This window comes from Tannerella serpentiformis (assembly GCF_003033925.1).
Taxonomy (GTDB): Bacteria; Bacteroidota; Bacteroidia; order Bacteroidales; family Tannerellaceae; genus Tannerella; species Tannerella serpentiformis.
In genome coordinates, this window is sequence record NZ_CP028365.1 from 2,811,793 (window position 1) to 2,836,318 (window position 24,526).

Sequence of the window (24,526 nt, forward strand, 5' to 3'; positions counted from 1 at the left end):
ACGATTCAACAACAATGAACACTCCAACCAAAACCACCATACCGCCGGAGTTTACCCCGGCCTACGTCCCCTACAGCTACAAGGGCCAACCCGTCAAGGGCGCCTTTGGAGCCAATACCCGGCCGTCCTTTGTCAAGGCCAGCGACCGCGCCTATTTCGAGGCTGACAATACGCTCAGCAACGCGATGCGCCAGCTGATGATTGCGATGGACGTGCTGGATACCGGCGCAGGCATGAGACCCGTAGGCGACTTCAATTACTGCAATATCAAAGCACGTCGCGGGCAAAGCGGCCGCTTGGGAGATGACAAAGTAGAGGGCAGCCTCGATCCGTATGCCAACTATGCCAATCACATAGACTTTGCCCGGGCCAAATTGCAGCTCATTCAGCACCCCCGTTGGGGCGTGAACCTCAAGACGGACACCCCCTCGGAGGTGATTGACAAAATCGAAGGCACGCCCATTGTTTGGGGCACCCTTTTCAGCCCCGCCGCGCAGCGTGCACTTGAGAGGGGCGAAGGCATCGATGACTTGAAGCTCGACTATGAGAAGGCCATCGTGAAGCGTTACCGCGCCCTCGGGATCACCGACATCCAGAGCGCCCGCAAGAAGTATTACTGCGAAAAGATGACCGCCATCGGCCGGCAGGTGGCCCTTTACATGGCCGGCGGCGATCCAAACGTGACCTACACGCCCGACTTCGAGCGCAAAGCAACACCCATCGAACCGCCGGTGGTGCCTCCCATTCGGCCAGCCGCTCCGGGCGCCCCGGCCGTACCGCCCCAGCCTACGTTGGTGCAAGGCCCCACGCCGATCACCCCCGCAGCCTTCGACGCTCTCGCTTTCACGCGAAAGACCAGGGCGCGGCTGATGGATGGGCGGGAGGTCTACGTAACTGCCGTCGACTTCGAGCGCCGACAAGTGAAGTTTTACAACGAGAAAGACGCCCCCTACTGGGTGAATCTGGACAAGGTGGCGGCGATCATTTGAAGGGGGGCGGACAGATGAAAAAGAGGCAAGACGATTACGAGGCTTTCGTGGCCAAATTTGAGCGCAAACGCACCTCCGACGATTGCTACACGCCACCCGAGGTGTACGACATCGTGCGCGGCTGGCTCAGCGAACAGGTCGACCTCGCCGACGCCCAGATCGTACGCCCCTTTTGGCCGGATATGGATTACCGCGAAGTGGAATATCCCGATGGGTGCGTCGTGGTGGACAACCCGCCGTTTTCGATTTTCGCCGAGATCGTACGGTGGTACTTAGAGCGCGGCGTACGCTTCTTCCTGTTCGCTCAGCATAAGACGATTTTGGGTCTCGATGCGCCCTACACGCGTCTCGTTTGCGGCGCGGATGTGATTTATGAGAACGGCGCCGCGGTGCGCACCTCTTTTGCCAGCAACTTATTCGGTGACGTGCTGGCTATGTCCGTGCCCGATCTTTATGAGCGCCTCACCGCGGCTGCGCGCAGCAAGGATCCTTTGCCGTGCTATAGCTACCCCTCGCATGTACTGACATTCTCCGATCTGGCCCGCTGCGCCAGCCACGGCGTAGCGCTCTCAATCCCTCGCGGCGAGGCCACGTTTGTCCGCCGTTTGGACAGCCAGCAAGCGGTGAAAAAAGCTATCTACGGCGGTGGCTTTTTGCTGTCTGATAGGCAGGCCGCCCGCATGGAAGCCGCTCTCCTCGAGGCCGACCGCCTTAAAGCCGAAAAGGCTGCCAGCGTGACGTGGGCGATCTCCGACCGCGAGCGCGAAATCATCGCCCAGCTGAGCGCCGGGCAGGCTTAGTTTTTCACTTTTCGTTTTTCATTTCTTCCCCCATGTTTCTGACAGTCGACGAACTTTATACCCACCTGCATGACGAGACGGTGGCCGTCATTAGCCGCGACACGGAGGCCATACCCGTGGCCGCCATCGACGCCGCCATTGCCGAGGCCAAAAGCTACTTGCATGACTTCGATACGGCTGCCATTTTCTCAGCCGAAGGTGAGGCGCGCAATGCCTTGCTGCTGCTATTTGTCAAAGACATTGCCGTGTGGCACTTTGTGAACCTCGGAAATGCCTGTATCGATATGGAACTGCGCGAAAAGCGCTACGACAGCGCCATCGCGTGGCTACGGCTTGTGCAAAAGGGCGATCTCTCGCCAGACCTACCCCCGCGCACCGCTGAGCCCGGTAATGAGTCGCCGATCGGAAAGATCCACTTTGGCAGCAACCCCAAACGCGGCCAGCATTTTTAAGCTGTTTAGGCCTTGCGGCCTGTTTAGTTGTTGGGGGCTTCGCCCCGTTTATTCGTTGAATTGTTCAACAACTAAACAACTAAACAGGGCGAAGCCCTAAACAATTCAACACTGATTAAACACCGATTAAACGCCATTTAATGAGCAATAAAACGAAGCATAAACAGGCCGCCGCTGGCCCCATCTCTACGCAGATCATCGTGCAGCCCGCGACAGCGCACTGTCCACGATGTGGCCGCGTGGCGCTCCGCACTGCGTATGGCCGACAACGGTAACCGTACAAAGCTCTACGACCTCTATAGCGACATCCTGCTGGATGGCGTGCTTGCCGACGCCATCGATAAACGTATCGACGCCGTCAAAGACGCCGATCTGTCGTTCACTATCGACAACAAAGACGTGGATGTGATGTATGATCTGATGGATACGGTCGAGTTCGAGGAACTGATCGGCGAGATTATGATGGCCAAATTCTGGGGTATCTCCGTCGATGAGTTCGATTTTGATGAGGATCGAACCTTTCGCTTTACGTCTATCAATCGGAAGCACATCCGCCCGAAGTTGAAAGAGATCGTAAGGCAGCAGACGGATGACCGCGGCATTTCCTACGCCGGTGATGATCGGGTCATTCAGTGGGGCAAAGACGACGATCTCGGGCTACTGCTGAAGGTCTCGCCATTGGTCATCTACAAACGCGGCGGATTTGGCGACTGGGCGCAGTTTGTCGAGCTGTTCGGCATGCCGCTTCGCATCGGCAAATACAGCGCAATGGATGAAGCCAGCCGCCGCGAATTGATCCGTGCTTTTGAGACGGCCGGATCGGCGCCTTATCTCGTTATCCCCAAAGAGACGGAGGCCACGCAGGAAGCCAACGCTGCGTCTGGCAACGGGCTTCTATATAAAGAGTTCCGGCAGGCTTGCACGGAGGAAATCCTGATCACCATTTTGGGGCAAACGATGACCACCGTAGACGGCAGTTCGCTGGCGCAGGGACAGGTGCACATGGCTGTTCAAGAAAAGAAGTACCGTGCCGATAGGCGGTTCGTGGAGCGCATGCTCAATCGCTATTTCGTGCCCATGCTCATCCGCCGCGGCTATCCGATCACCGGCGGAAAGTTCCGCTACATGGATGCCAAACGCGAGCTCGAGGTGCCCGAGATCATCCAACTCTCGGACATCCTACCCATCCCGCAGAGCTACCTGCATGAAAAGTACAACATTCCTCTACCCGAGCCCGGCGAGCCTATTGCCCGCCGGCAGGCGCAGCCACTCTTTAGCGTGCCTGAAGGGGACAGTGAGGAAGAAGAAACGGACGAGGAAGCCAGCCTCGACGAAGGCAAGGCAGACGCGCCAGAGCCTGACAAAAAGGCAGCGGAGGAAGATGCGCCGACAAGTCGCAAAGTGAAACATGCGGATCGCGACCGCAGCAATTTCTTTACCCGGTTATTCGATTTTTTCGTCCCCGCCCGGTCATACGGCCGGGCGACATCCGACATCCTCACACTCTCGGAAGCCACGCTTGCGGATGCCCTGATCCGACAGACGATTGAGACAAAGGGCCGCGCTTATTTCAGCGCCGACCTGTTTGCCTACACCCACACGGAGCTCATCCGCGGACTGCGAAAGGGCTATCGCCGCGCGGACGTCCGTCTGGCTGATAGTGGCTTTGTCTACAATGCCAACGATGATGCTTACATCACCGCCTTGGAGCAAAACCTGTTTCATTTCTCAGCCGCCAAAACACTGGCCGAGGTGAGTGAGTTGAACCGTCTGTTCCGCGAGAGCAAGGGATACAGCGATTTCAGGAAGAAGGCCAGAGCGCTGCTAAAGGTCTACAATGAGCAATGGCTGCGCACGGAGTACAATACGGCCGTATCTGTGGGAGAATCGGTAAGCACTTATCGGCGCCTTATGGCACAAACGAACGTATTCCCGTTTTGGGAGTACCGCACCGTGGGTGACGATCGTGTCCGACAGGAGCACCAAGCGTTGGAGGGGCTGATTCTACCAATAGAAGACCCGCGCTGGCAAAAGATTATGCCGCCAAACGGATGGAACTGTCGCTGCTACATTACCCCCAGAATGAGGCATGAAGGGGCTGATTTGGATATGGAAGCTATGCGCGCGCAGTGCGACGGATACCTCGAATCACCCGAATGGAAACGGTGCGAGACACAGGGATTCGGTATCAATCGGGCTAATGAGGCCGAAGTATTTACAGCTAATCAAATGTATATCCAAAACTTCATGGATATGCCGGATAAGACGATCGAGCAGATCACCCCAGACGAATGGGGCGTTGAGGGATCGATCGATGTGCTAAAAGAGGAAGCAAAAAAAGAGGTGCCCAAATACAAGGGATCACCGGAAGAATGGTTTGATGCGAATAAAGTCATTGAGGCCGGCATGGAACTATTGAAGGTGAAAGACTATGTCGGCCGTGTGTGGCAGATGACAAAGAAGGCGTTTAGGGTGCACTCTACGGACATAGTAAAGAAACGGGCTTTCCGTACTGAGTTTTTGAATGCCATCCGGGAAGTAGCTGATGCACCTGATGAAGTGTGGCTTGGTCGAGATCGAAAAGATAGGAACACCCATGTGAGGGCAGTTAACAATTACATAATGATCAAATACTACAAAGATGAGGCGATCGCCGTGATTGGAAAAGTTGAACGAGCGAAGCTGATGCTAAAATCGTGGTATGTACTAAGGGATAAGAATGTGCGTCGCGGGTTGCTGATTAAGAAAGCCCCGAAAACAAAATAAGCCGGAGCGATCCGGCTTATTGTATGGGGATTAATCAGCAATCCACGCTGTAGCTGTTACAGACGCTTCTCCCCCCATCATCCCCGAGGTGTTGACGATATTGCTTAACCGTGATTGCAGACTTCAATGCAAATATACAACGAAACAGGGAACAGAATATGGATATAGATGAGTTCAAGAATTATTTGAAGGCGTTACCGGAAAAGATTTTGAGCACTGCGCCTGCCATTGTGTCAGAGACAGCCGTAGAGTATTACAAAGAGCGCTTTGCGGTGAAAGGGTTCGATGGATCTCCGTGGATACCAGGCAGACCGAAAAAGAGCGGCTCCCTATTGGTGCAAAGCGGTAATCTGATGAATAGTATCCGCCCCGCCTACGTGGGGCCAGATAAGGTCGTCATCTCAGCTGGTAACGCCCAAGTGCCCTATGCAGAGGTGCACAACGAGGGCTTCGAGGGGGATGTGGCCATACAGTCCTACGTGCGCAGCACGAAGGGCAAAGCGAATAAGAAAAAGGCGGATGCCGGCGACGCCCCGGGCACGGTAAAGGCGCACACGCGTCACATGAATATCCCCAAGCGGCAATTCATGGGCTATTCTCGAGACATGGCCGACCGCATCAAAAAGCGTCTCGATGAGGCCATCGATGGCATACTGTAATCAAATAGAATAGAGGCAATGAATAAGGAACTGTTTATCGCTTTATGCGACCGGATCGGGCAGTGTGTACCCGAGATTCGTTTTATAGACTTCGACCGCGGGCAGCTGAGCGCATCCGGCGAACGCCCGCCCGTGGAATGGCCTTGCTGTCTGCTGAGCATCGACTACACGAATTGCCGTGACCTCGCCGTGGAAGTGAATACGCAATTGGTGATGGCTGACATCACCCTACGCGTGGCCTTTCCGCCGGCTGGCGAAACGCACAACCACGCCCCTGAAAAGGTGCGCGACATGGCCCTGCAAATGCTCGACACGGTGGAAAAGCTACACGATGCCCTCCAAGGTGAGACGCTGGGCGATACGGTTTCCACCCTCAGCCGCAGCCGTGCCACAATGCAGACACGCAGCAATAAGATCGTCGTGTTCAATCTGACCTACTCGACGACCTTCCAAGAAGTAAAGTAGACGATCAAAAGGGGCGAAAATGCCCCCTTTCGAAGTGTGAAAGGGATACAAAAAACGGGGCGCGAAAAACACGTCCCGTTTTTGTACTTTTTGATTGGAAACCTTGTACTTTTTGATTGGCGGATTATAATTCGGGGGCTGTTCTTACGAATGGGGCCGTTTTAGCCGATCAATTCCACGCTGCGGCGGATGAAGCGGCTCAGCGGCTCACCCTTCAGCAGACCGTTGGCCAAGAGGGCGAGGTCGATCAGCTGACCGACCACCTTGTTGCCGGCGGCGTACTCCGTGAGGATGGCGTCACGACGGCCACACAGCTCGTCGAGCGTGCGGTTCGTGTTCGTCATATCCTCCTTCTCGGCCTCGGTCAGTTCGTCTTCCTTCTTCTTGCTCTGCGCCTCGCGGAGATCGTGTTGGCGTGCCTCCCAGCCCTTGATGTCGGAGAGGATGGGCTGCAGCTTGTCGGTGCAGGCCTTCTCCTCGTCGCTGAGGACGGAGAGGATGAGCGGGTGATCGGTGTTGAGCACGAGGTTGTAGCTCTCGGGCATCTCGCCGTAGAACGACATGCCGGGTTGCATGGCCGACATCTCACGCATGCGGCGCATGAACTCGCCTTGGGTCAACATGACTGGGTTGGCCGACGGACCGAGCGCCTCGAAAGTGACCACAAAGTCCGTCTTGTCCATCTTCGGCAAGCGGCTACGGAAGACTTGTTGCAGCGCCTGACGCTGATCGTCGGTGAGGCTTACCGTGGGGGCGTCGGCCTTAAGGATGAGGCGGTCGATCGTGTCGCTATCCACGCGGACGAAGCGCGTCTTCTCGATCTTCTGCTCCAGCTGTCCGATGGCGTGGACGTCGAGCTGTCCGTCCATGACGAGGACGTTGTAGCCGCGATCCTTAGCTGCTTGGATGTAGCTGTACTGCTCGTCCGGGTTGGTGGTGTAGAGGTAGATGACATTGCCCTCCTTATCGGTCTGCTCGGAGGCGATCAGCTTGCGATACTCCTCTAGGGTGTAATAGGTGCCGTCGACGTCCTTGAGCAGGGCAAACTTCGCGGCGCGGTCGTAGAACTTCTCGTCGCTGAGCATGCCGTATTGGATGAAGAGCTTCAGGCTGTCCCACTTCTCTTCGAAGGCTTTGCGGTCGTTCTTGAAGATCTCCTCCAGGCGATCGGCCACCTTCTTGGTGATGTGCGCGGAGATCTTCTTCACGTTCTGGTCGCTCTGCAGGTAGGAGCGGGAGACGTTGAGCGGGATGTCGGGCGAGTCGAGCACGCCGTGCAGCAGGGTGAGGAACTCGGGGACGATGCCCTCGACGGAGTCCGTGACGAACACTTGGTTGCTGTAGAGCCGGATCTTGTTGCGCTGCAAATCCATGTTGCTTTTGATGCGCGGGAAGTAGAGGATACCGGTCAGGTTGAAGGGATAATCCACATTGAGGTGGATCCAGAAGAGCGGCTCGTCGGCCATCGGGTAGAGCTCGCGGTAGAACGCCTTGTAGTCCTCATCCTTCAGCTCCGAGGGCTTGCGCACCCAGGCGGGGTGGGTGTTGTTGACGATGTTGTCCTCGTCGGTGTCGACATACTTGCCGTCCTTCCACTCCTGCTTCTTGCCGAAGGCGATGGGGATGGGCAGGTAGCGGCAGTATTTCTCGAGCAGCGAGGTGATCTTGTCCTTTTCGAGGAAATCCTTGTTGTCGTCGTCGATGTGAAGGATGATGTCCGTGCCGCGGTCGTCCTTCTTCGTCTCGGTCATTTCGTATTCCGGCGTGCCCTCGCAGCTCCACCGCACGGCCGTGGCGCCCTCTTGATACGAGCGGGTGACGATCTCCACCTTTTTCGACACCATGAACGAGGAGTAGAAGCCGAGCCCGAAGTGGCCGATGATGGCGGCCGCGTTGTCCTTGTATTTCTTGACGAACTCCTCGGCGCCGGAGAAGGCGATTTGGTTAATGTAGCGATCGATCTCGTCGGCCGTCATGCCCACGCCGCGGTCGGAGATGATGAGCTTGCCTTTCTCCGTGCGGATGCGGATCGTGAGGTCGCCCAGCTCGCCCTTGAACTCGCCGACGGAGGCCAGCGTCTTGAGCTTCTGCGTGGCGTCGATGGCGTTTGAGACCAGCTCGCGGAGGAAGATCTCGTGGTCGCTGTAGAGGAATTTTTTGATGACGGGGAAGATGTTTTCACTGGTTACGCCAATGTTCCCCTTGGTTTCTTGTTTTGCCATAGTGGTCTTCTGTCTATTTGTTGTTTATGAATGGATCTATTGGATAGTTGGTGGTGATCTTTCGGATCACGCGCCGGCCCCTTGGGTCAAAAAAAATGCCAGTCGCCACCGGACTGACATTTTGACGGAGTCGTGGGTATTTGTGGAACTTCCGCAAGTCTCTCGAGAAACCTTTTGGTGTTTGCGGGAGTCCCGCAAGCCTCTCGGAAAACTTTTTGGCGTTTGCGGGAGTCCCGCAAGTCTCTCGGAAAACTTTTTGGCGTTTGCGGGAGTCCCGCAAGTCTTTCGGAAAATTTTTTGGCGTTTGCGGGAGTCCCGCAAACACCTCGGTAAATGCGGCGGAACTTGCGCGACCTGCGCAAACGTCTCGGTAAATGCCGTGGTACTTGCGCGGCTTGCACAAACGTCTCGGTGAATGCCGCGGTACTTGCGCGGCTTGCGTAAACGTCTCGGTAAATGCCGCGGAACTTGCGCAGCTTGCGCAAACGTCTCGGTGAATGCCGCGGAACTTGCGTGGCCTGCGCAAACGTCTCAGTAAATGCGGCGGAACTTGCGCGGATCCATTTTCCGGCCGGCAGGGCAAGGGAATTATACGCCCACTAAATACTTAATGAGGAGTCGAATAAGCGACGCTTTTTTGTTCAGTTATAATAATCGCGGTAACCTCATACGAAGGTTACCGCGATTATTATAACTGAAACTATATCGATTTCCTTTCTTCCGTGTCGATTATTCTTTATTCAATAGAGATTGATACAGTATAATCTCCATTCATTATATCTGAATTCCCTGCAATTGTGAGTTTTCTATCTTTTCTATTGTATTTACAGGTCTGGTATCTTGTACTAAAATCAGTATGTGCGACAAGAAGTCGTGTAAGTAATTGTTTAACAATTAAATGAAGTAACAAATGTCATTAAAGTCAGATTAAACCTATTGTTCCGTCAATAGTAGCCTACGGTCACGTGCGTCGCTCAAAAGGCGGGGTGCGAAGCTGGCCGGACAAAGTAGCCCTTCCGCAAGGAGGAGCCTGAACCGCGAGGGAACGGCAACTGCTCTTAGCACAAAAGAGCTGGGGAGCGAGGCTGGGCGGTATGGTTAGCACAAGCGAACTGTTATAAGCGTCGTAATGTATGAACAAGCCAAAGTTGCTGATAGGCTTGAACCAAAAAGGTAACGCAGTCGGATAACCCCTTGTATTGTGGGGTTACACGGACAAAGCACTGCCGGCGCAATGGACAGAACCTAACCCGCTCATTTGTTACTTACACGAAACTTGGTAAGCCCGTATCTCTCCTGCCTATGGGCAGGTAAGCCGACCGCAAGGAAGACCGAATGGGGTGCGGGTATGGGAACGCAGAAAAAGCGAATGCCGTCCTGTAACGGGGCGGATAGGAGTTTCAACGTTACTCCGCCGCGAAAGCGGGCAGACTTCTGCAAAGTAACTCTTTACAAGAAACTATGTAGAACTTTCAAAAAGAAGGAATGCAAATGAACGAGATTAACTTATCGTGTGCACCTGCTGACCGTAGGCAGTGGAACAACTGGACCGACATTGATTGGGTCAGATGCGAAACTGCGGTTCAGAAGCTGCAAGGACGTATTGTAAAGGCTCAGAAAGAAGGTCGTCCGGGCAAGGTTAAAGCCTTGCAATGGACACTGACCCATTCGTTTTACGCCAAAGCATTGGCAGTCAAGCGAGTTACCTCTAACAAAGGTAAGAACACTGCGGGAGTGGATAAAGTTCTCTGGACTACTCCCAACGCAAAAATGGGTGCAATCGCCAACCTGAAAAGGCGTGGCTACAACCCGCAACCGTTACGAAGGGTACATATCAAGAAGAGTAACGGCAAACTCCGTCCGTTAGGAATACCCACGATGAAAGACAGGGCTATGCAGGCGTTATACCTGATGGCACTAAACCCAGTGGCAGAAACTACCGCCGACAGGCACTCTTACGGTTTCCGTAAGGAAAGGTGTACGGTCGATGCGATAGAACAATGCTTTACGGTACTTTCAAAAGGGGTGTCTCCGCAATGGATACTCGAAGGGGACATCAAAGGTTGTTTCGATCACATCAGTCATGAATGGTTGCTCGACAATATCCCTATGGATAAGGTCATGCTTCGCAAATGGCTGGAAAGTGGATTTGTATTCAACCGACAACTATTCCCCACCGAGGAAGGAACGCCGCAGGGCGGTATTATATCGCCTACTCTCGCTAATATGGCACTTGACGGCCTGCAAGCTATGCTTGCGGAAAAGTTCAAGCTAAGACGTATCAACAAGGGGCATTTCAACCCTATGGTAAATCTTGTGCGTTACGCAGACGATTTCATTATTACCTGTTCCGACAGGGAAACATTGGAATCGCTAATCAAACCCGCAGTAAGCGAGTTTCTTCAAGCAAGGGGGCTTACCCTATCAGAAGAAAAGACGAAGGTTACTCACATCGAGGTAGGATTTGATTTTCTGGGTTTCAATATCAGGAAATACAAAGGTACGCTGCTTATTAAGCCGTCAAAGAAGAATGTTAAGGAGTTTCTTGCCAAAATTAAAGGCATTATTCGTAAGAATCAAGCTATTAGGCAGGACAAACTTATCGGACTTCTAAATCCTTTCATAACTGGTTGGGGCAACTATTACAAAGGTTGCGTAGCCGCCAAAACATTCAAGAACGCAGACGCACAAATCTTCTACAAACTGTGGGCGTGGGCATTACGCCGCCACCGCCACAAGGGAAAGAACTGGGTTTACAACAAGTATTTTCTGTCGAAGAAAGGCCGGGCGTGGACATTCGGTACGACACTGAAGAACAACGGGAAGACATTCCCGTACACACTGAAGTATCTATCCGACATTGACATGAAGACCAAGCCTATCAAAATCCGCAGTAAAGCCAACCCATTCGACCCGGAATGGCGTCCATACTTTGAGATGCGTAACAGAATGAAAATGTTAAGCACTTTCAAAGGAAGACAGGGCTTCCTCAGAATGTGGGAAAAACAAAACCAGCGTTGTCCGTTGTGCGGTGAGATTATCGAACCGGATAAAATCTGGACTATCAAGGAATTATCCGACAAGTCCGGCAGATACAAGTTTATCGCCCACGATAGATGCAGTCGTACACTTACCCGTAAAATTAGAGCTTATGAGCCGGTTTCATAATAGAAACTTTGAGTTGCTTGAGCCGTATGAGGGGAAACTCTCACGTACGGTTCTTAGAGGGGTCGGGAGCAGTAATGCTCCCGACCTACTCGACGAATACCTGCTATATCAAACTTTTCTCCAACAATGCTAATGCGTCCTTTTTCTGTAATTTGAACTGTGGTCATCCCGTGTAGAGATATTTTAGGACATTGGTATTCAACCCATGCTTCAAAAGAACTCATAGGGAATTTATGAACTTCTTGATCCTGGAGGAAAGTCAGAACTTCTATATAATTTCTCTGTTCACTAGTCATGAAACCGTTTTATTGTTATTGCAGACTTAGAAATCGCAGCCTGCACCGTATTACTGGGCCGACTGCGATTTCTTCACACTTGTATGATGGTACGAATAACGCTCTCTAAGAGATGGATCGCGCAGATTACTTCACTTCTTCAAAGTCTACATCCGTTACGCCGCCGTCGTTGTTCGAGGCATTGCCCGCGGAGGCGTTGCCTGAGGGCTGACCGGCGCCACCAGCTTGCGCGTTCTGCGCATTGTAGAGATCCTGGCTGGCGGCCTGGAAGACGTTGTTCAACTCGGCGATGGCCGTGTCGATGGCAGCCAGATCCTGTGCCTTGTGTGCATCCTTGAGCTTGCCCAGCGCAGCCTCGATCTGCGAACGCTTGTCGGCCGGCAACTTGTCGCCGAGGTCCTTCAGCTGCTTCTCCGTTTGGAAGATCATGCTGTCCGCCTGGTTGATCTTGTCGATGCGCTCCTTCTCCTTCTTGTCCGCCTCGGCGTTGGCTGCGGCCTCGTCCTTCATGCGGCGGATCTCGTCGTCGCTCAGACCGCTGGAGGCCTCGATGCGGATACTCTGCACCTTGCCTGTGCCCTTGTCCTTGGCCGAGACGTTGAGGATACCGTTGGCGTCAATGTCGAACGTCACCTCGATCTGCGGCACACCGCGCATGGCGGCCGGGATACCGTCGAGGTGGAAGCGGCCGATCGACTTGTTGTCTTTGGCCAGCGAACGCTCGCCCTGCAAGACGTGGATCTCAACCGAGGGCTGATTGTCGACAGCCGTAGTGAAGACTTCCGACTTCTTCGTGGGGATCGTTGTGTTGGCCTCGATCAGCTTCGTCATCACGCCGCCCATCGTTTCGATACCGAGCGACAGCGGAGTTACGTCGAGCAGCACCACATCCTTCACGTCGCCCGAGAGGACACCGCCCTGGATGGCTGCGCCGATGGCCACGACTTCGTCCGGGTTCACGCCCTTCGACGGTGCTTTGCCGAAGAACTTCTCCACCAGCTGCTGCACGGCCGGGATACGTGTCGAACCGCCCACGAGGATCACCTCGTCGATGTCTGACGTCGACATGCCAGCGTCGGACAGGGCGCGCTTACACGGCTCCAGACAGGCGTTGATCAACGTGTCGGCCAGCTGCTCGAACTTAGCGCGGGTCAGCGTACGAACGAGGTGTTTGGGCACACCGTCCACGGGCATGATGTAGGGCAGGTTGATCTCCGTGCTCGTCGAGCTGGAGAGCTCGATCTTGGCCTTCTCTGCAGCCTCCTTCAGGCGTTGCAGCGCCATCGGATCTTTGCGCAGGTCGACGCCTTCGTCCTTGAGGAACTCCTCGGCCAGCCAGTCGATGATGACGTGGTCGAAATCGTCGCCGCCGAGGTGCGTATCGCCGTTGGTCGACTTTACCTCAAAGACGCCGCCGCCGAGCTCCAGAATGGAGATATCAAACGTACCGCCACCGAGGTCGAAGACGGCGATCTTCATGTCCTTGTTTGCCTTGTCGAGACCGTAAGCCAGCGATGCGGCCGTAGGCTCGTTGACGATTCGGCGCACCTTCAAGCCAGCGATCTCGCCGGCCTCCTTGGTGGCCTGACGTTGTGCGTCGCTGAAGTAAGCCGGTACCGTGATCACAGCCTCCGATACCTCCTGACCCAGATAATCCTCGGCCGTCTTCTTCATCTTTTGCAAGATCATGGCCGAGATTTCCTGCGGCGTGTAGAGCCGTCCGTCGATGTCGACGCGCGGCGTATTGTTGTCGCCCCGCACTACCTTATACGGCACGCGGGCAATTTCTTTTTGTACCTGATCGAACGTCTCGCCCATGAAACGCTTGATCGAGAAAATCGTTTTCTGCGGGTTAGTGATGGCCTGTCGTTTGGCCGGATCGCCCACTTTCCGTTCGCCACCTTCTACGAAAGCTACCACGGAAGGCGTGGTGCGTTTACCCTCACTGTTCGCAATCACTACCGGCTCGTTACCTTCCAATACGGCGACACACGAGTTGGTTGTTCCTAAGTCTATACCAATAATCTTTCCCATGTTCTATATCTGTTTTTACTATTTGAAATTCTGGTTGGTTGGATGCCCTTTCGGGCGATTCGCCGTCCCATTCTCCAAACGGCGTGCCAAAGCGCGGCGTAGGGTGACGAGTGTTTACGACTGACATTTTGTCGTAGTGGGGGAGGGGAGTAGACAAAAAAAACGGGACTGCACCGACTAAGTGTGCAGCCCCTTTTTCGCCCTTTTAGAGTGTCAGTAAAGCGACTAAAGTCTTTACCGGCACTGTTCTTTTGTGCGCGACAAAGGTATAGCCATTCTTGAAAAATGAAATTCAGGAGGAAGTTTTTCAGTCTTCTAAGAAGGTGTCGATATCCCTTATTCCTGTAGTCAATGTCAGTATTTCACGGACGTCAGTATTTTGCTCGAACAGCTCTCTCAGTTCGTTCTTCAAATCTTGTTGCCTATTCTTGGATACGTTTCCAATCATATAAAGGACAACGCGTAAGGCTCCATAGAGGCCTTGGTAATCTGCTGGCTCCATGTCTTTTTTCCCTGCGGGTCCTTTCTTGATCGGTCGAGGTAGGGCAAGATCATAAAGGACGCCTCCATGGGCGCAATGATTCCTGATATCCAGAAGGACTTTCATATAGCTGTCAAAGATCTTTTGCTGTCTTATCCCAAAATGCCCACAGATCGTGATTCGAGTTGATTGATCCAAGAGCGCTTGGAAGAGGTGGATGACAGCTCCAAAGGTCATGTATTCGATCGTTTTCCATGCCGGTGCATACCTGTCATTTTTATGGATTTGATGGTGGCGCTTAATGACGGGATGACTCTTTTTGAACTTCTCGGTATACACGCTCCTGTCGAACTCCTGGATGTATTCGCTACTTATGATCGCTGGGTCTGCAAACCATGTGGGAGAGTCAGGATGGAGGGTTGAGACGTGGTACGTCAGGAAAGTCTTGAAGTTGATTTCTATCCGGTTGAGGTACTTCATCAACATATTCCTCAGGTTGAAGTCGAAGTAGTAGAGCTTTACTACGTGGTCGAATCGGGCTCCCTCGCGAAACTCGTGTGTTCGCAGACCTTTCTGAGGATGTACTTTTTCGTAAGGGAACCAGTAGAAGCCCAGTCGGTAATAGCCAATGTCGAGCAAGACCTCTTTTGCCTTACGCTCATCATCTATTGTCATTCCTCGCTGCCTCAATAAGGCGATTTGTTCCGACAGGGTGGTTGCTCTTTTGCTACTCATACTTCATCCTTTCGTCCTTTCTCCCCCTACAAATCGTTGAGCAGCTCGATCTTCTTGTCGAGGACGAGTTTGACGATTAGCTCGCCGAAGAGGCTGTTCTGGCGGGCAAACCAGGAGCGGGTGTAACGCTTGGGGTCGTTTTTATAGAAGGACTCGTGGATGAAACCGGTCTCGGCGTCGGTGGTGATCAGCATGCGGAGGCAGGCGGCGATCTCGTTGTCGTCGGTGGAGGTGAGGGCGCGGACGAGGAGGGACATGGGGCGGATCATGTCGTTGCCGGTGCGCGAGCTGCCGATGCCTTCGCCGGAATTGCCGTGGAAGAAGTAGGGGTTGTCTTCGCTCCAGACGAAGCGCCGCGTGTTGAGGTAGACGGGATCGTCGGCGGGCACGTCGCCGAGGTAAGTCATGGCCAGAAGGCTGGGCACATCGGCGTCGTCCATCATCAGGCGGTTGCCGAAGCCGTCCACCTCGTAGGCGTAGATGCGGCCGTAGACGGGGTGCTCCACGGTGGCGTAGCGGCGCAGTGCCTCCTCCACCTCGTTGGCCAGGGCCTTGCAGGCGTCGGCCGTCTTCGCGTCCTTATTCACTTTGCTCAAGATCTCGGCTGCCTTACGGAGCGAACTGACGGCGAAGAAATTCGAGGGGACGATGAAGGGCAGTGTCACCGGGTCGTCCGAGGGGCGGAAGGCGGAGGCGATCAGTCCGACGGGGCGCACGGGGCGGAGGCTGTGATGGTCCATGAGCGAGTCGGCGGCGTAGGGATCCGGGTCGTCCTTGCGCTGCTGTTCGCGGAGGGTGCGGAGGACGAGCTGCATGACTTTCTGCCATCTCCCGTCGGTGAAGACGCTCTTGTCGCCCGTCTCCTTCCAGTAGGCATAAGCTAAGCGCAGGCAGTGGCAGAGGGAGTCGAGCTCCCAACGGCGTTCGTAGACCTCGCCGTTTTCGGCGCCGTCGCTGAAGGCGTTGGCGTAGGGGTCGAGGAGGATGCACTTGAACTGGCGGAGGATGACGCCGCGGATCATCTGCCGCAGCTCGTCGTCTTTGCTGACAAAAGCCAGGTAGGGCCAGACCTCGGAGGCGGAATCGCGGAGCCACATGGCGTGGATGTCGCCGGTGTAGACGAAGGTGTCGTCGTCGCCATCGATGGCGCTAAAGTGGACGGCGGTGTCGAGCGTGTTGGGGAAGCAGTTTTCGAACATCCAAGCCAACTTCTCGTTCGTGATCATCCGTTTGATGCGCACGATTTCTTTCTCGATGGCTTTGGAGATGAAGAGACGTTCGGAGACGGCCGGGCGGAGCGACAGCGTGTAGTCCGTTTCGTCGCGGACGGCGGTGTTGTCGTCTGTCACGATGGGCGTGGCGCTGGCCGATGTGTAAATAAGGAAGCAGGCCGCGGTGAGGGTGGCCAGGCGGAGGGGGTAGTAGTGTGTCATTGAAACGAAAAGTGAAGTGTGAAAAACGAAAACGAGGAGGAGGAAGACGAGGTAGGGGCCTTAGAAATGGCCTCGTACCCTCGGGCGACGTCTGGCAGGCCGCCTGCCAAAACTACCCGACCCTTAGGTGAGGCTGGCAGGCCGCCTGCCGGGACTATCGGAGTCTTTGGTGAAGGTGTCAGGCCGCCTGCCGGGACTATCGGAGTCTTTGGTGAAGGTGGCAGGCCGCCTGCCAGGGCTGCCGGAGTCTTTGGTGATGGTGTCAGGCCGCCTGCCAGAGCCACCGGACTCTCAGGCGATGTTGGCAGGCGGCCTGCCAACGTGATACGCCCATCGAGTGGCGCCTCTGGCGATCCAGTCGCCCTATGCGTCGGCCCGGCGGGCGGCAGCGGTGAGGGCGTGATCGAAGGCGGTGTAGTAATACGTGATAAAGCGCTCCCACTCAGCGCGGGCGGCGAGGGACTGACAGCGCGCGGCGATCGTGCGGCGATCGGCGTCAGAGCGACGCATGAGGGTGAGCAGGGCGTCGGCCGACTCGTTGACCACGGCGGCGTAATTGTCGTCCGTGCGATGGACGACAATTACGCCCTCGGTGATGTCGCGCCCACTGACGACGGTCTGCGCCCAACGCCCAAAGCCGGCCAGGTCGGTCGTGACCGTGGGGATGCCAAAGGCCACGCTCTCGAGCGGCGTGTAGCCCCAAGGCTCGTAGTAGGAGGGGTAGAGCGTGGCGTCCATGCCGATGAGGAGGTCGTAGTAAGGCGTGTCGAAGATCCCGTCGCGGCCGTCGAGGTAGCAGGGTACGAAGACGATCTTCAGGCGCTCGCCGTCGATGGTGTTGAAGCCGGCGTGGAGGATGAAGTTCGAGACGCGGTCGTCGTCCATGCGGTGCAGCCAGTGGGTGAGGAAGGGGGTGGGCAGCGGTGCAGTCGTGGGAGCGCTGTGCTCAAGGATAGCCTTCAGGTCGGCACGCGGGGCATAGACCCAGGCCGGGATGAGCACGAAGGCCACGACCGCGCGGGGCAGGTCGGCCGATGTGCGCAGGCGGTTCATGGCGTCGATAAAGACGTCGATGCCCTTGTTGCGATACTCGTAGCGGCCGCTGATGGAGACGAGGAACGTGTTGTCCGAGTCGAACGTCTGGCCGTAGAGCGCTGAGGCAGCGCGGAGCAGTCGCTGGCGGGCGTCGGCGCGTCGGGTGGGGTAGCGGTCGGGCGTGGGGACGAAGTCGGGCTCGAAGCCGTTTGGCGTGACTACGTCCGGCGCCTTGTCGAGCAGCTGGCGACACTCTACGGCCGTGATCTCGCTTACTGTCGTGAAGCAATCGGCAAAGTGGGCCGCCTTTTTCTCCACCGAATGCTTCGCCTCGACGTGCAGCTCGGCCGCCATACCGTCGCCGTTGTAGCCAGACATGTAGCCGTAGAGCGGCTTGTTGTTGCCGGCGATGGAGCGGCCGATGGTGGTGGCGTGTGTGGTGAAGAGGGTGGCAATGCGCGGCGTGTATTTGCGCAGATGGAGGAGGCCGAAGCCCAGCATCCACTCGTCGAAGTGGGCCACGACGCGTTGGCTCTCCAGGTGGTGGAATCGGTAGAAGCTCTCGATGACGCGCCCCGTGGCGGCGGCGAAGATGCACGACTCGTCATAGTCGCCATAGGCCTGCGAAGAGTCGACGCCGAACGATTCCCACATCTCGTAGAAGAGTTCGTTTTTGTGGCTGAAGAGTTGGCGGTAGTCGACGAGCATAACGAGCGGAGCGCCGGGCACGCGCCATCGGCCTATGCGCACGGGGAGTCCGGCCGCGGCGGTGGTGCGTCGCCAGTCGGCGTAGAGCGTGGTGTCTTCGTCGAACTCGGCGGCTTGGCCGGCATGCCCCAAGTCGGGGCCGATGAAGAGGATGTGGTCGGGGAACTGTTGTTGCAGGGTGCGTGCTTTAGTTGATAGGACGGTGTAGATGCCGCCCACTTTGTTGCAGACTTCCCAGCTGCATTCAAAAATGTAATCGGGTTGTATCATATGGGGATAGTTACGGGCTTTGCCCGGGTAGTTATATTTATATGTGGGGACGGATCGATGTGCCTATTCGTTTTGTTGGGGCGAATGAGGTGTCCGCTCGTTTTGTGAAGTTGGAGAGTGGCCTACCGCTGGCGGTGATGGATGATGAGCGTGGAAGGCATTTGTCGGAGGGGCTCTCGGCAGACGTCGGAGATGATATTCCAGGTGGCATAACCGACAAGCATAAAGTCTGCTTCGGCAAACGATTCACGGGTGAGTTCGCGCTCGGGAAGCAGGTGGACATTCTCGGTGTGGGCGATGAAGGACTCCAGCTCATGGGCCACGGTGTCCAGCGCGGGAGAGGCGTCGTCGGACGGTCGACGGTGGAGCAAGGCGGCGGTGCCGTGGGTGGAGCGTAGCAGGACGCGGGCATAATGCAAAAGCGGGAGGTCAGCCTCGGAATCGATGACGACGATGAGGTGGTCGGCGCGGGTGAAGCCGCGGTTGACGAAGACGCCCACGGAGCAGCGGCTGTGCTCGATGAAGTAGCGCGTCTTATCGTGGATGAGCGATCCGGGCGAGAGAAGTTCTTGCACTCGGGCGCCACCGAGGAGGGAGAAAAGCGACTTACGGATGCGGCGTGCCTCAATGTCGGTCGGCAGGTTGCTCATGGCGATGCCGGCACCCACGAGCAGGAAGTCGAACGGCTCGTCGTTGACCAGACTCACGATCGTATCGCCGGCGTTGTTTGAGACTTCGTAGCGGGTGGAGACGCGTAGGTTGAGGCGTTTGGCTTCGCGGATGAAAGGCTCGAAGCTGACCTGCTCGAAGCCGGCCGTGTGGAGCGGATTGATGTCCGAACCGACGGTGAGGTGGAGGGCGGTGAGGTCCATCTTCGTGTCGCCACGGCCGAACATACGGAAGGCGACGTCGAGCAGGACGGGTCCGCTGCCGGCACGGCCGAAGGAGATGAGTACGCGGAAGGGCCCTTGGCCGACCGTCTCTGTGCGCCGTAGACGCAGGCGCTCGCCGGTGCGGAAGCTGAAGTTGATGAGGCTGAGCAGGGGCGTGGTCATGAAGGTCGAGGCCAGTGTCATGAGTACGAGCATGACAAACACCGGAGGCGGCAGGATGTGCATCTCGTAACCGATCGTCAGGGCGATAAGCTCCATCAGGCCGTGCGTGTTCATGAGCGCCCCGAGCAGGAAGCTGTTCTTCCAACTCTCTTTCTCGATCCGGGCGGAGAGGATGGCGCTGCTGAACTTGCCGATCGTGGAGACGAGGATGAGCCCGAAGCAGACGAGCCACATTTCGGCCGAATCAATCAGCCCGATCTCCGTGCGCAGGCCTGTTGAGACGAAGAAGAGCGGGAGGAAGATGATCAGCGAGACGTCCTCCACCTTCTCGGTCATGATCTTGCGGAAGCGCATGTTTTCGGGCATGACCAGCCCCGCCACAAAGGCGCCGAAGAGGGCGTGGAGGCCGGCTATCTCGGTGAGGTAAGACGAGATGAGCAGCAGGAGGAACATGAGCATGACGAGGGGTTTGCCGATCACCTCGGGGTTGTGGTAGAGGTTGCCGACCATGCGCAGCAGGGGCCTGACGATGGCGAACATGATGAGCAGGTAGACGGCTGCGAATAAGATATTGTAGACGGCGCCGAGCATGGTGCCGGCCTGCGAGATGGCGACGACGATGGCCAGGAGGCACCAGGCCGTGACGTCGCCGTTGGCGGCCGCGGCCAGAGCCACGGTGCCGAGGTGTGTGCGTGTCAGGCGGCGCTCCTGGATGATGCGCGCCAAGACGGGGAAGGCGGTGATGCTCATCGTTATGGCGATGAAGAGCGCGAAGGGCAGGAAGGGCACCTCGCGGCCATAGCGATCGTAGATGAAGTAGGCGGCCAGGAGCCCACAGAAGAAGGTGAAGAACATGCAGGTGTAGCTGATCATCACCGTCTCGCGCAGCTTCTTACGGATGGCGTCGACGTCGAGCTCCATACCGATGGTGTACATGAAAAAGATGAGTCCGAACTGACTCAGGAGGTTGATGTTGCCCAGCGATTCGTGGGGGAAGAGGAACTGGGAGAAGTCGGGCGCGAACCGGCCTAGGACGGACGGCCCGAGCAGGATGCCGGCCAGAATCTCGCCCACGACCATCGGCTGCCCGATGCGCTTGAAGAGCAGCCCCACGATGCGGCAGGTGATGAGGATGATGATGATCTGCAAGAGGAGCAGGCCGAAGGACGAGTGGATGTGCTCGGCCATGAGCGCGAGGAAGACGCTGAAGCCCTCGACGAGGTTCTGCGGCGCGTGGGCCGAGTCGGCCGAGTCGGAGACGAGTTGGTGCGCCTGACCTTCGCGGATGATGAGGTACATCGATGCGCCGAAGAGCACGATCAACCCGACATAGAGCAAAAAACCTTTGAATTTCTTCGTCATTACGTGTGTTGCAAATGCGCCGCAAAGGTACGAGAGTGAAAAAACATGGCGCGCGAGGTAAGTGGACTTTATGCCTTCGGCGGAAAGCCAGTTGTGTGATCAAAATTTGATGATGTAAAAAACTATTCGGGAATATCCTCCTGTAAAAGAAGAAGTTGCTCGGTCGTAGGCATTGGACGGGTAACGAAGTGGAAACGAGCGAAGCGCTTGAGGTTGCTGGAATCTGCACAAACAAAGGGCGCTTGTCATTTGAGGGCGCAATGTTACTATGGCTATTTGAATTACAGGCGCTTTTGATGCGATTCTCACGATTCTGCTTTCGACTTGGGAGTATGTGAACGCAGAGCGGATGGGGGCTAAGGCTCATATCCCCCTCCCTCGTTTCTTCTTTTTCACGGCTTGGTTTCTTAGGCGTCGTTGCCATGCGATCTCGGCGTAGTCTGCGCCGTGTGTCTGTAGAGCTGTGACCTCTCCAGTCTCCGAAAGGAGGCTTCCCGCGGTGTCTAAAGCGGTGTCCACAACGGAGCTTGCGACTTGTGCGATAGGTGTACTATCGTTCGTGGATCTCGTGGAGGAATGGCTGGAGGAGATGATGGGCCTCTGCGCATTGCCTGTCTCGAACTGTTTCGGCAGGGTGCAGTAGCCAAAGTCACGACCGATCCCGGAGGCCTTGAAACTGTGATCGCCGTAGGTGAACTTGAGTCCGTAGACTTCCTGCTTGTTCTTCATGTGCTCGATCGTGACGCCGCTTCGGTGGAGTTCGTAGAGGAACATGGAGTGACCCGACAGGCCTTTCCCACGGTGCTTCTCGAGCAGGGCGTAGCAGATGCTCCGAACTTGCTGCTTTGTCCGCTCTCTTTCAGGATCGGCTTGGGCTTTCCGGTGCGGTCGCACGGTAGCGACTTCTTTTGCGATGGTCAGCCCATACTTGTGGCTGAGTTCTTCGGCCACTCTCGCCGCTCGATTGCTCACGAAAGTGGTGTCGTAGACCTTTCCACCAAGGCTGGTCCAATTGGCGATGATGTGCATGTTGTCGATGTTTTCTGTGGTGCTTATTCTATGGTTAGGGCCGATGAGAACAGATGTGATTACGGCCCTCTCCACCGACCGACAGGGCCGGGGGAGCAAGCGCAGTTTGTGGGAACAAACTGACGTCTTGCATTACCGTCGTCACGCTCCGGTACAAATCCTACAGTGATTCTTGTGATCACTGCATGCCGTGCATTCAGGCGGTTGCTGATTGCTTGACGTGCATATTGTTCGTGGACTATTTGATGGATCCGTGTGCTTGGATTACAGCTTTCGCCATTCCTCGATCTCCCAATCGACGGACAACGAAGTCGGCGCGCTCCTGTGTGTCTCTTCTCAAATAGACAGCCCGACATTCGATCAGCCCCAAGAGACCTCCGTTGAGGTACAGAGATCAAAAACACTTGTCGGGGAGATCTCCGTAGGGGTACGGAGATCAAAAACACTTGTCGGGGAGATCTCCGTAGGGGTACGGAGATCAAAAACACTTGTCCGGGAGATCTCCGTAGGGGTACGGAGATCAAAAACACTTGTCGGGGGGATCTCCGTAGGGGTACGGAGATCAAAAACACTTGTCGGGGGGATCTCCGTAGGGGTACGGAGATCAAAAACACTTGTCGGGGAGATCTCTGTAGGGGTACGGAGATCAAAAACACTTGTCCGAGAGATCTCCGTAGGAGTACGGAGATCAAAAACACTTGTCGGGGAGATCTCTGTAGGAGTACGGAGATCAAAAACACTTGTCCGGGAGATCTCCATAGGGGTACGGAGATTAAAAGTACCTGCACTTGGACTTATCGCCAATTTGACACGGTTGCCCTGTGCTTCCGCCACGGTCTTCGGCATAGTCGATCCACAGATCCTCACTGTTTGAAAGGGGAGATGTGAATCGAACGATACCCCGCAAACAAATAGAGACGCCCACACAGAAATGGGCGTCTCTAACAATCAATTAAAAAGAGTATGCAGGGGGATTTCCCCCTTTATTCAGAACGGATTCTGTTCGCAGAGCTTGTTGGCTCGGAGCTCAGCATACGGGATGGCGAACTGCCATGCGTTGGCGTCGGCTGACTTGGCGACTTGCTTGGCGAAGGATCCCGAGTTACGCGTGACGGCCGTGACGCTGTCCTTGCCGTGCAGGTATTTCGTGATGTTCGATACGTTGAGGCGATTCGGCACGGCGCTGAGGCGCTTCATGTCGAAGAAGCGTTGGCCTTCGGCCCAGAGGTCGATGCGTCGGTTGCGGAGGATCTCCTCGATCAGCTCGTTACCCGTGGCGGTGGTCTTATAGTCCGGGTCGCGGGTCACCATGATCTCTTCCAAGGTCTTCTTCGCCTCGGCGTCTTTGCCCTGGCGTGCCTCAGCTTCGGCCTTGATGTAATACATCTCGCCGAGGCGCATGATCAGCAAGTCGCCGTGGGTGTCGTTAGCCGATTTCGCGCGGAACTTGACGTTCTGCCCCGTGATCTCCCATTTCGGCTCCTTGGTGCCGCCTTCGAAGTAGTCTTCATTGGCATCCTCAGGGATAGGATCTTTCCTATCGAGGCAGACCCACCAGCCGCGGCGAGCGTCTTTCTCGCCCATCTTGTCGTAGATGTCGCGGTTGACGGCAAACTTGAACCCGCTGATCTTCCCCTTGAAGTTGTAACCATAGGTGGCGAAGAAGCTGGCGTAGAAGAAGTCCTGCAGGGAGTTCTGCGTGTAGCCCCACATCCACTCGGAGGCTGAGAGCTTGCAGAAGCCATCGCAGAGGGCAGCGCCGCTTTGCAGCGTGGCGCCGGACTTTTGGATGGCCAGGTCGGCGTATTTCGCAGCGTCTGCCCACTCTGACTTGGTCAGGGCGATGCGGGCGGCGATGCCGCAAGCGGTGGAGTAACGGATGGCATTCTTGCGTCCGAGGTCGGGAGCTTTCGCCAGGTTCTCGAGGCCGATCTTCATGTCTTCGTCGATCAGGGCGTAGACCTCAGCCACGGTCGAGCGCTTGACAGCGTCGTAGGTGACTTCCTTGCGAATGATGACGCCGAGGTTGTCGTTGGCGGCACCTTTCACATAGCGCTTGCCGAAGAGCTGCACGAGGTTGTAGTAAGCCCAAGCCCGCAGCGTGTGGGCCTCGCCCTTGAGCGATGCCACGTCAGAGGCAGGGGCGTCTTTGAGCTTCTCGACGCCTGTGATCACCTGGTTCGCATGCTGGATGACCTTGTAATAAAAGTCCCAAGCGCGCTCGTTGATGTCGCCGTACGGATCGGTGTGATCCTGCCAACGATAGACGGACATGTGGTAAGCGATCATGGTGTTGATGAAGTCGTCGCCCAGCATGTCGTAGTGAATGTTGAAGGCAGGCTGACCGAGCGTGAAGCTCTGATCAGAGTCAGACGAATAGGAGTAGATCATGTTATGGATACCCTCGATAATGCTTCGAAGTCCCGAAGCACTCTTAGAGGCCATGTCGTCGGTGATACTCGTCGTCGGGTCGTTATTCAGAAAGTCTTCTGAACATCCGCTCATCAACAGGCCTCCGGCAAGGAGAGCGGCCAAGAAATAATTTGTCTTTTTCATATCGCAGACAG

14 protein-coding genes and 2 pseudogenes are annotated in these 24,526 nt (G+C 55.8%); 7 read left to right on the forward strand and 9 right to left on the reverse strand.

Annotation, left to right across the window (positions count from 1 at the left end; genetic code table 11):
• Positions 1-14: 14 nt before the first annotated feature.
• The 6 genes from C7123_RS11940 to C7123_RS11965 all read left to right on the forward strand — a co-directional run bounded on the left by C7123_RS11940 (position 15) and on the right by C7123_RS11965 (position 6,131).
• Positions 15-989 (forward strand): hypothetical protein, encoded by a 975-nt coding sequence (locus tag C7123_RS11940; protein WP_069175196.1) that lies wholly within the window; start codon positions 15-17, stop codon positions 987-989.
• A 14-nt stretch (positions 990-1,003) separates the two neighbouring features.
• A complete protein-coding gene (locus C7123_RS11945; RefSeq protein WP_069175197.1) occupies positions 1,004-1,789 on the forward strand; it encodes a hypothetical protein in 786 nt (261 codons plus the stop codon).
• Positions 1,790-1,821: 32 nt separating this feature from the next.
• The gene (locus C7123_RS11950) at positions 1,822-2,241 is read left to right on the forward strand and encodes a phage protein Gp36 family protein (RefSeq protein ID WP_069175198.1); all 420 of its coding nucleotides are present in this window, start codon (positions 1,822-1,824) and stop codon (positions 2,239-2,241) included.
• Between the two features lie 231 nt (positions 2,242-2,472).
• Positions 2,473-5,007 (forward strand): phage portal protein family protein, encoded by a 2,535-nt coding sequence (locus C7123_RS11955; protein WP_159049932.1) that lies wholly within the window; start codon positions 2,473-2,475, stop codon positions 5,005-5,007.
• Between the two features lie 158 nt (positions 5,008-5,165).
• A complete protein-coding gene (locus tag C7123_RS11960) occupies positions 5,166-5,666 on the forward strand; it encodes a phage virion morphogenesis protein (protein ID WP_069176358.1) in 501 nt (166 codons plus the stop codon).
• A gap of 18 nt (positions 5,667-5,684) precedes the next feature.
• The gene (locus C7123_RS11965; RefSeq protein ID WP_069175200.1) at positions 5,685-6,131 is read left to right on the forward strand and encodes a hypothetical protein; all 447 of its coding nucleotides are present in this window, start codon (positions 5,685-5,687) and stop codon (positions 6,129-6,131) included.
• 161 nt (positions 6,132-6,292) lie between these two features.
• Here C7123_RS11965 and htpG read toward each other — a convergent pair whose 3' ends face one another.
• Positions 6,293-8,353 carry a molecular chaperone HtpG gene (gene htpG / locus C7123_RS11970; RefSeq protein WP_069175201.1) on the reverse strand — a complete coding sequence of 687 codons (2,061 nt, stop codon included), beginning with the start codon at positions 8,351-8,353 and terminating at the stop codon, positions 6,293-6,295.
• Between the two features lie 1,491 nt (positions 8,354-9,844).
• On the opposite strand from htpG, the gene ltrA reads away from it, so the two are divergent.
• Positions 9,845-11,521, forward strand: coding sequence for a group II intron reverse transcriptase/maturase (gene ltrA, locus C7123_RS11980; protein ID WP_173897010.1), 1,677 nt, complete (start codon positions 9,845-9,847; stop codon positions 11,519-11,521).
• 422 nt (positions 11,522-11,943) lie between these two features.
• Here the strand turns inward: ltrA and dnaK are convergent, their stop codons facing one another.
• The 8 genes and pseudogenes from dnaK to C7123_RS12020 form a co-directional block, all read right to left on the reverse strand.
• Positions 11,944-13,851, reverse strand: coding sequence for a molecular chaperone DnaK (gene dnaK, locus C7123_RS11990; protein ID WP_069175203.1), 1,908 nt, complete (start codon positions 13,849-13,851; stop codon positions 11,944-11,946).
• A gap of 307 nt (positions 13,852-14,158) precedes the next feature.
• A complete protein-coding gene (locus tag C7123_RS11995; RefSeq protein ID WP_237269318.1) occupies positions 14,159-15,007 on the reverse strand; it encodes an Abi family protein in 849 nt (282 codons plus the stop codon).
• A gap of 86 nt (positions 15,008-15,093) precedes the next feature.
• On the reverse strand, positions 15,094-16,500 hold the full coding sequence (locus C7123_RS12000; protein WP_069175205.1) for a glycoside hydrolase family 125 protein: 1,407 nt from the start codon (positions 16,498-16,500) through the stop codon (positions 15,094-15,096).
• 363 nt (positions 16,501-16,863) lie between these two features.
• The gene (locus C7123_RS12005) at positions 16,864-18,513 is read right to left on the reverse strand and encodes a glycosyltransferase (RefSeq protein ID WP_069175206.1); all 1,650 of its coding nucleotides are present in this window, start codon (positions 18,511-18,513) and stop codon (positions 16,864-16,866) included.
• 122 nt (positions 18,514-18,635) lie between these two features.
• Positions 18,636-20,930 carry a cation:proton antiporter gene (locus tag C7123_RS12010; protein WP_069175207.1) on the reverse strand — a complete coding sequence of 765 codons (2,295 nt, stop codon included), beginning with the start codon at positions 20,928-20,930 and terminating at the stop codon, positions 18,636-18,638.
• 363 nt (positions 20,931-21,293) lie between these two features.
• A pseudogene (locus C7123_RS12015) lies at positions 21,294-21,980 on the reverse strand (relaxase/mobilization nuclease domain-containing protein); the annotation flags it as partial.
• A gap of 259 nt (positions 21,981-22,239) precedes the next feature.
• Positions 22,240-22,323, reverse strand: a pseudogene (locus tag C7123_RS13430) (DUF3408 domain-containing protein); the annotation flags it as partial.
• Between the two features lie 623 nt (positions 22,324-22,946).
• Positions 22,947-24,515, reverse strand: a complete 1,569-nt coding sequence (locus C7123_RS12020; protein WP_069175209.1) for a RagB/SusD family nutrient uptake outer membrane protein — start codon at positions 24,513-24,515, stop codon at positions 22,947-22,949.
• Positions 24,516-24,526 lie beyond the last annotated feature (11 nt).

Coding starts and splice junctions, on each gene's coding strand:
- C7123_RS11995 (WP_237269318.1), bottom strand. CDS start 15,007: ATGACAATAGATGATGAGCGTAAGGCAAAAGAGGTCTTGCTCGACATT.
- C7123_RS12020 (WP_069175209.1), bottom strand. CDS start 24,515: ATGAAAAAGACAAATTATTTCTTGGCCGCTCTCCTTGCCGGAGGCCTG.
- htpG (WP_069175201.1), bottom strand. CDS start 8,353: ATGGCAAAACAAGAAACCAAGGGGAACATTGGCGTAACCAGTGAAAAC.
- ltrA (WP_173897010.1), top strand. CDS start 9,845: ATGAACGAGATTAACTTATCGTGTGCACCTGCTGACCGTAGGCAGTGG.
- C7123_RS11945 (WP_069175197.1), top strand. CDS start 1,004: ATGAAAAAGAGGCAAGACGATTACGAGGCTTTCGTGGCCAAATTTGAG.
- C7123_RS11960 (WP_069176358.1), top strand. CDS start 5,166: ATGGATATAGATGAGTTCAAGAATTATTTGAAGGCGTTACCGGAAAAG.
- dnaK (WP_069175203.1), bottom strand. CDS start 13,851: ATGGGAAAGATTATTGGTATAGACTTAGGAACAACCAACTCGTGTGTC.
- C7123_RS12010 (WP_069175207.1), bottom strand. CDS start 20,930: ATGACGAAGAAATTCAAAGGTTTTTTGCTCTATGTCGGGTTGATCGTG.
- C7123_RS11965 (WP_069175200.1), top strand. CDS start 5,685: ATGAATAAGGAACTGTTTATCGCTTTATGCGACCGGATCGGGCAGTGT.
- C7123_RS11950 (WP_069175198.1), top strand. CDS start 1,822: ATGTTTCTGACAGTCGACGAACTTTATACCCACCTGCATGACGAGACG.
- C7123_RS12005 (WP_069175206.1), bottom strand. CDS start 18,513: ATGATACAACCCGATTACATTTTTGAATGCAGCTGGGAAGTCTGCAAC.
- C7123_RS12000 (WP_069175205.1), bottom strand. CDS start 16,500: ATGACACACTACTACCCCCTCCGCCTGGCCACCCTCACCGCGGCCTGC.
- C7123_RS11940 (WP_069175196.1), top strand. CDS start 15: ATGAACACTCCAACCAAAACCACCATACCGCCGGAGTTTACCCCGGCC.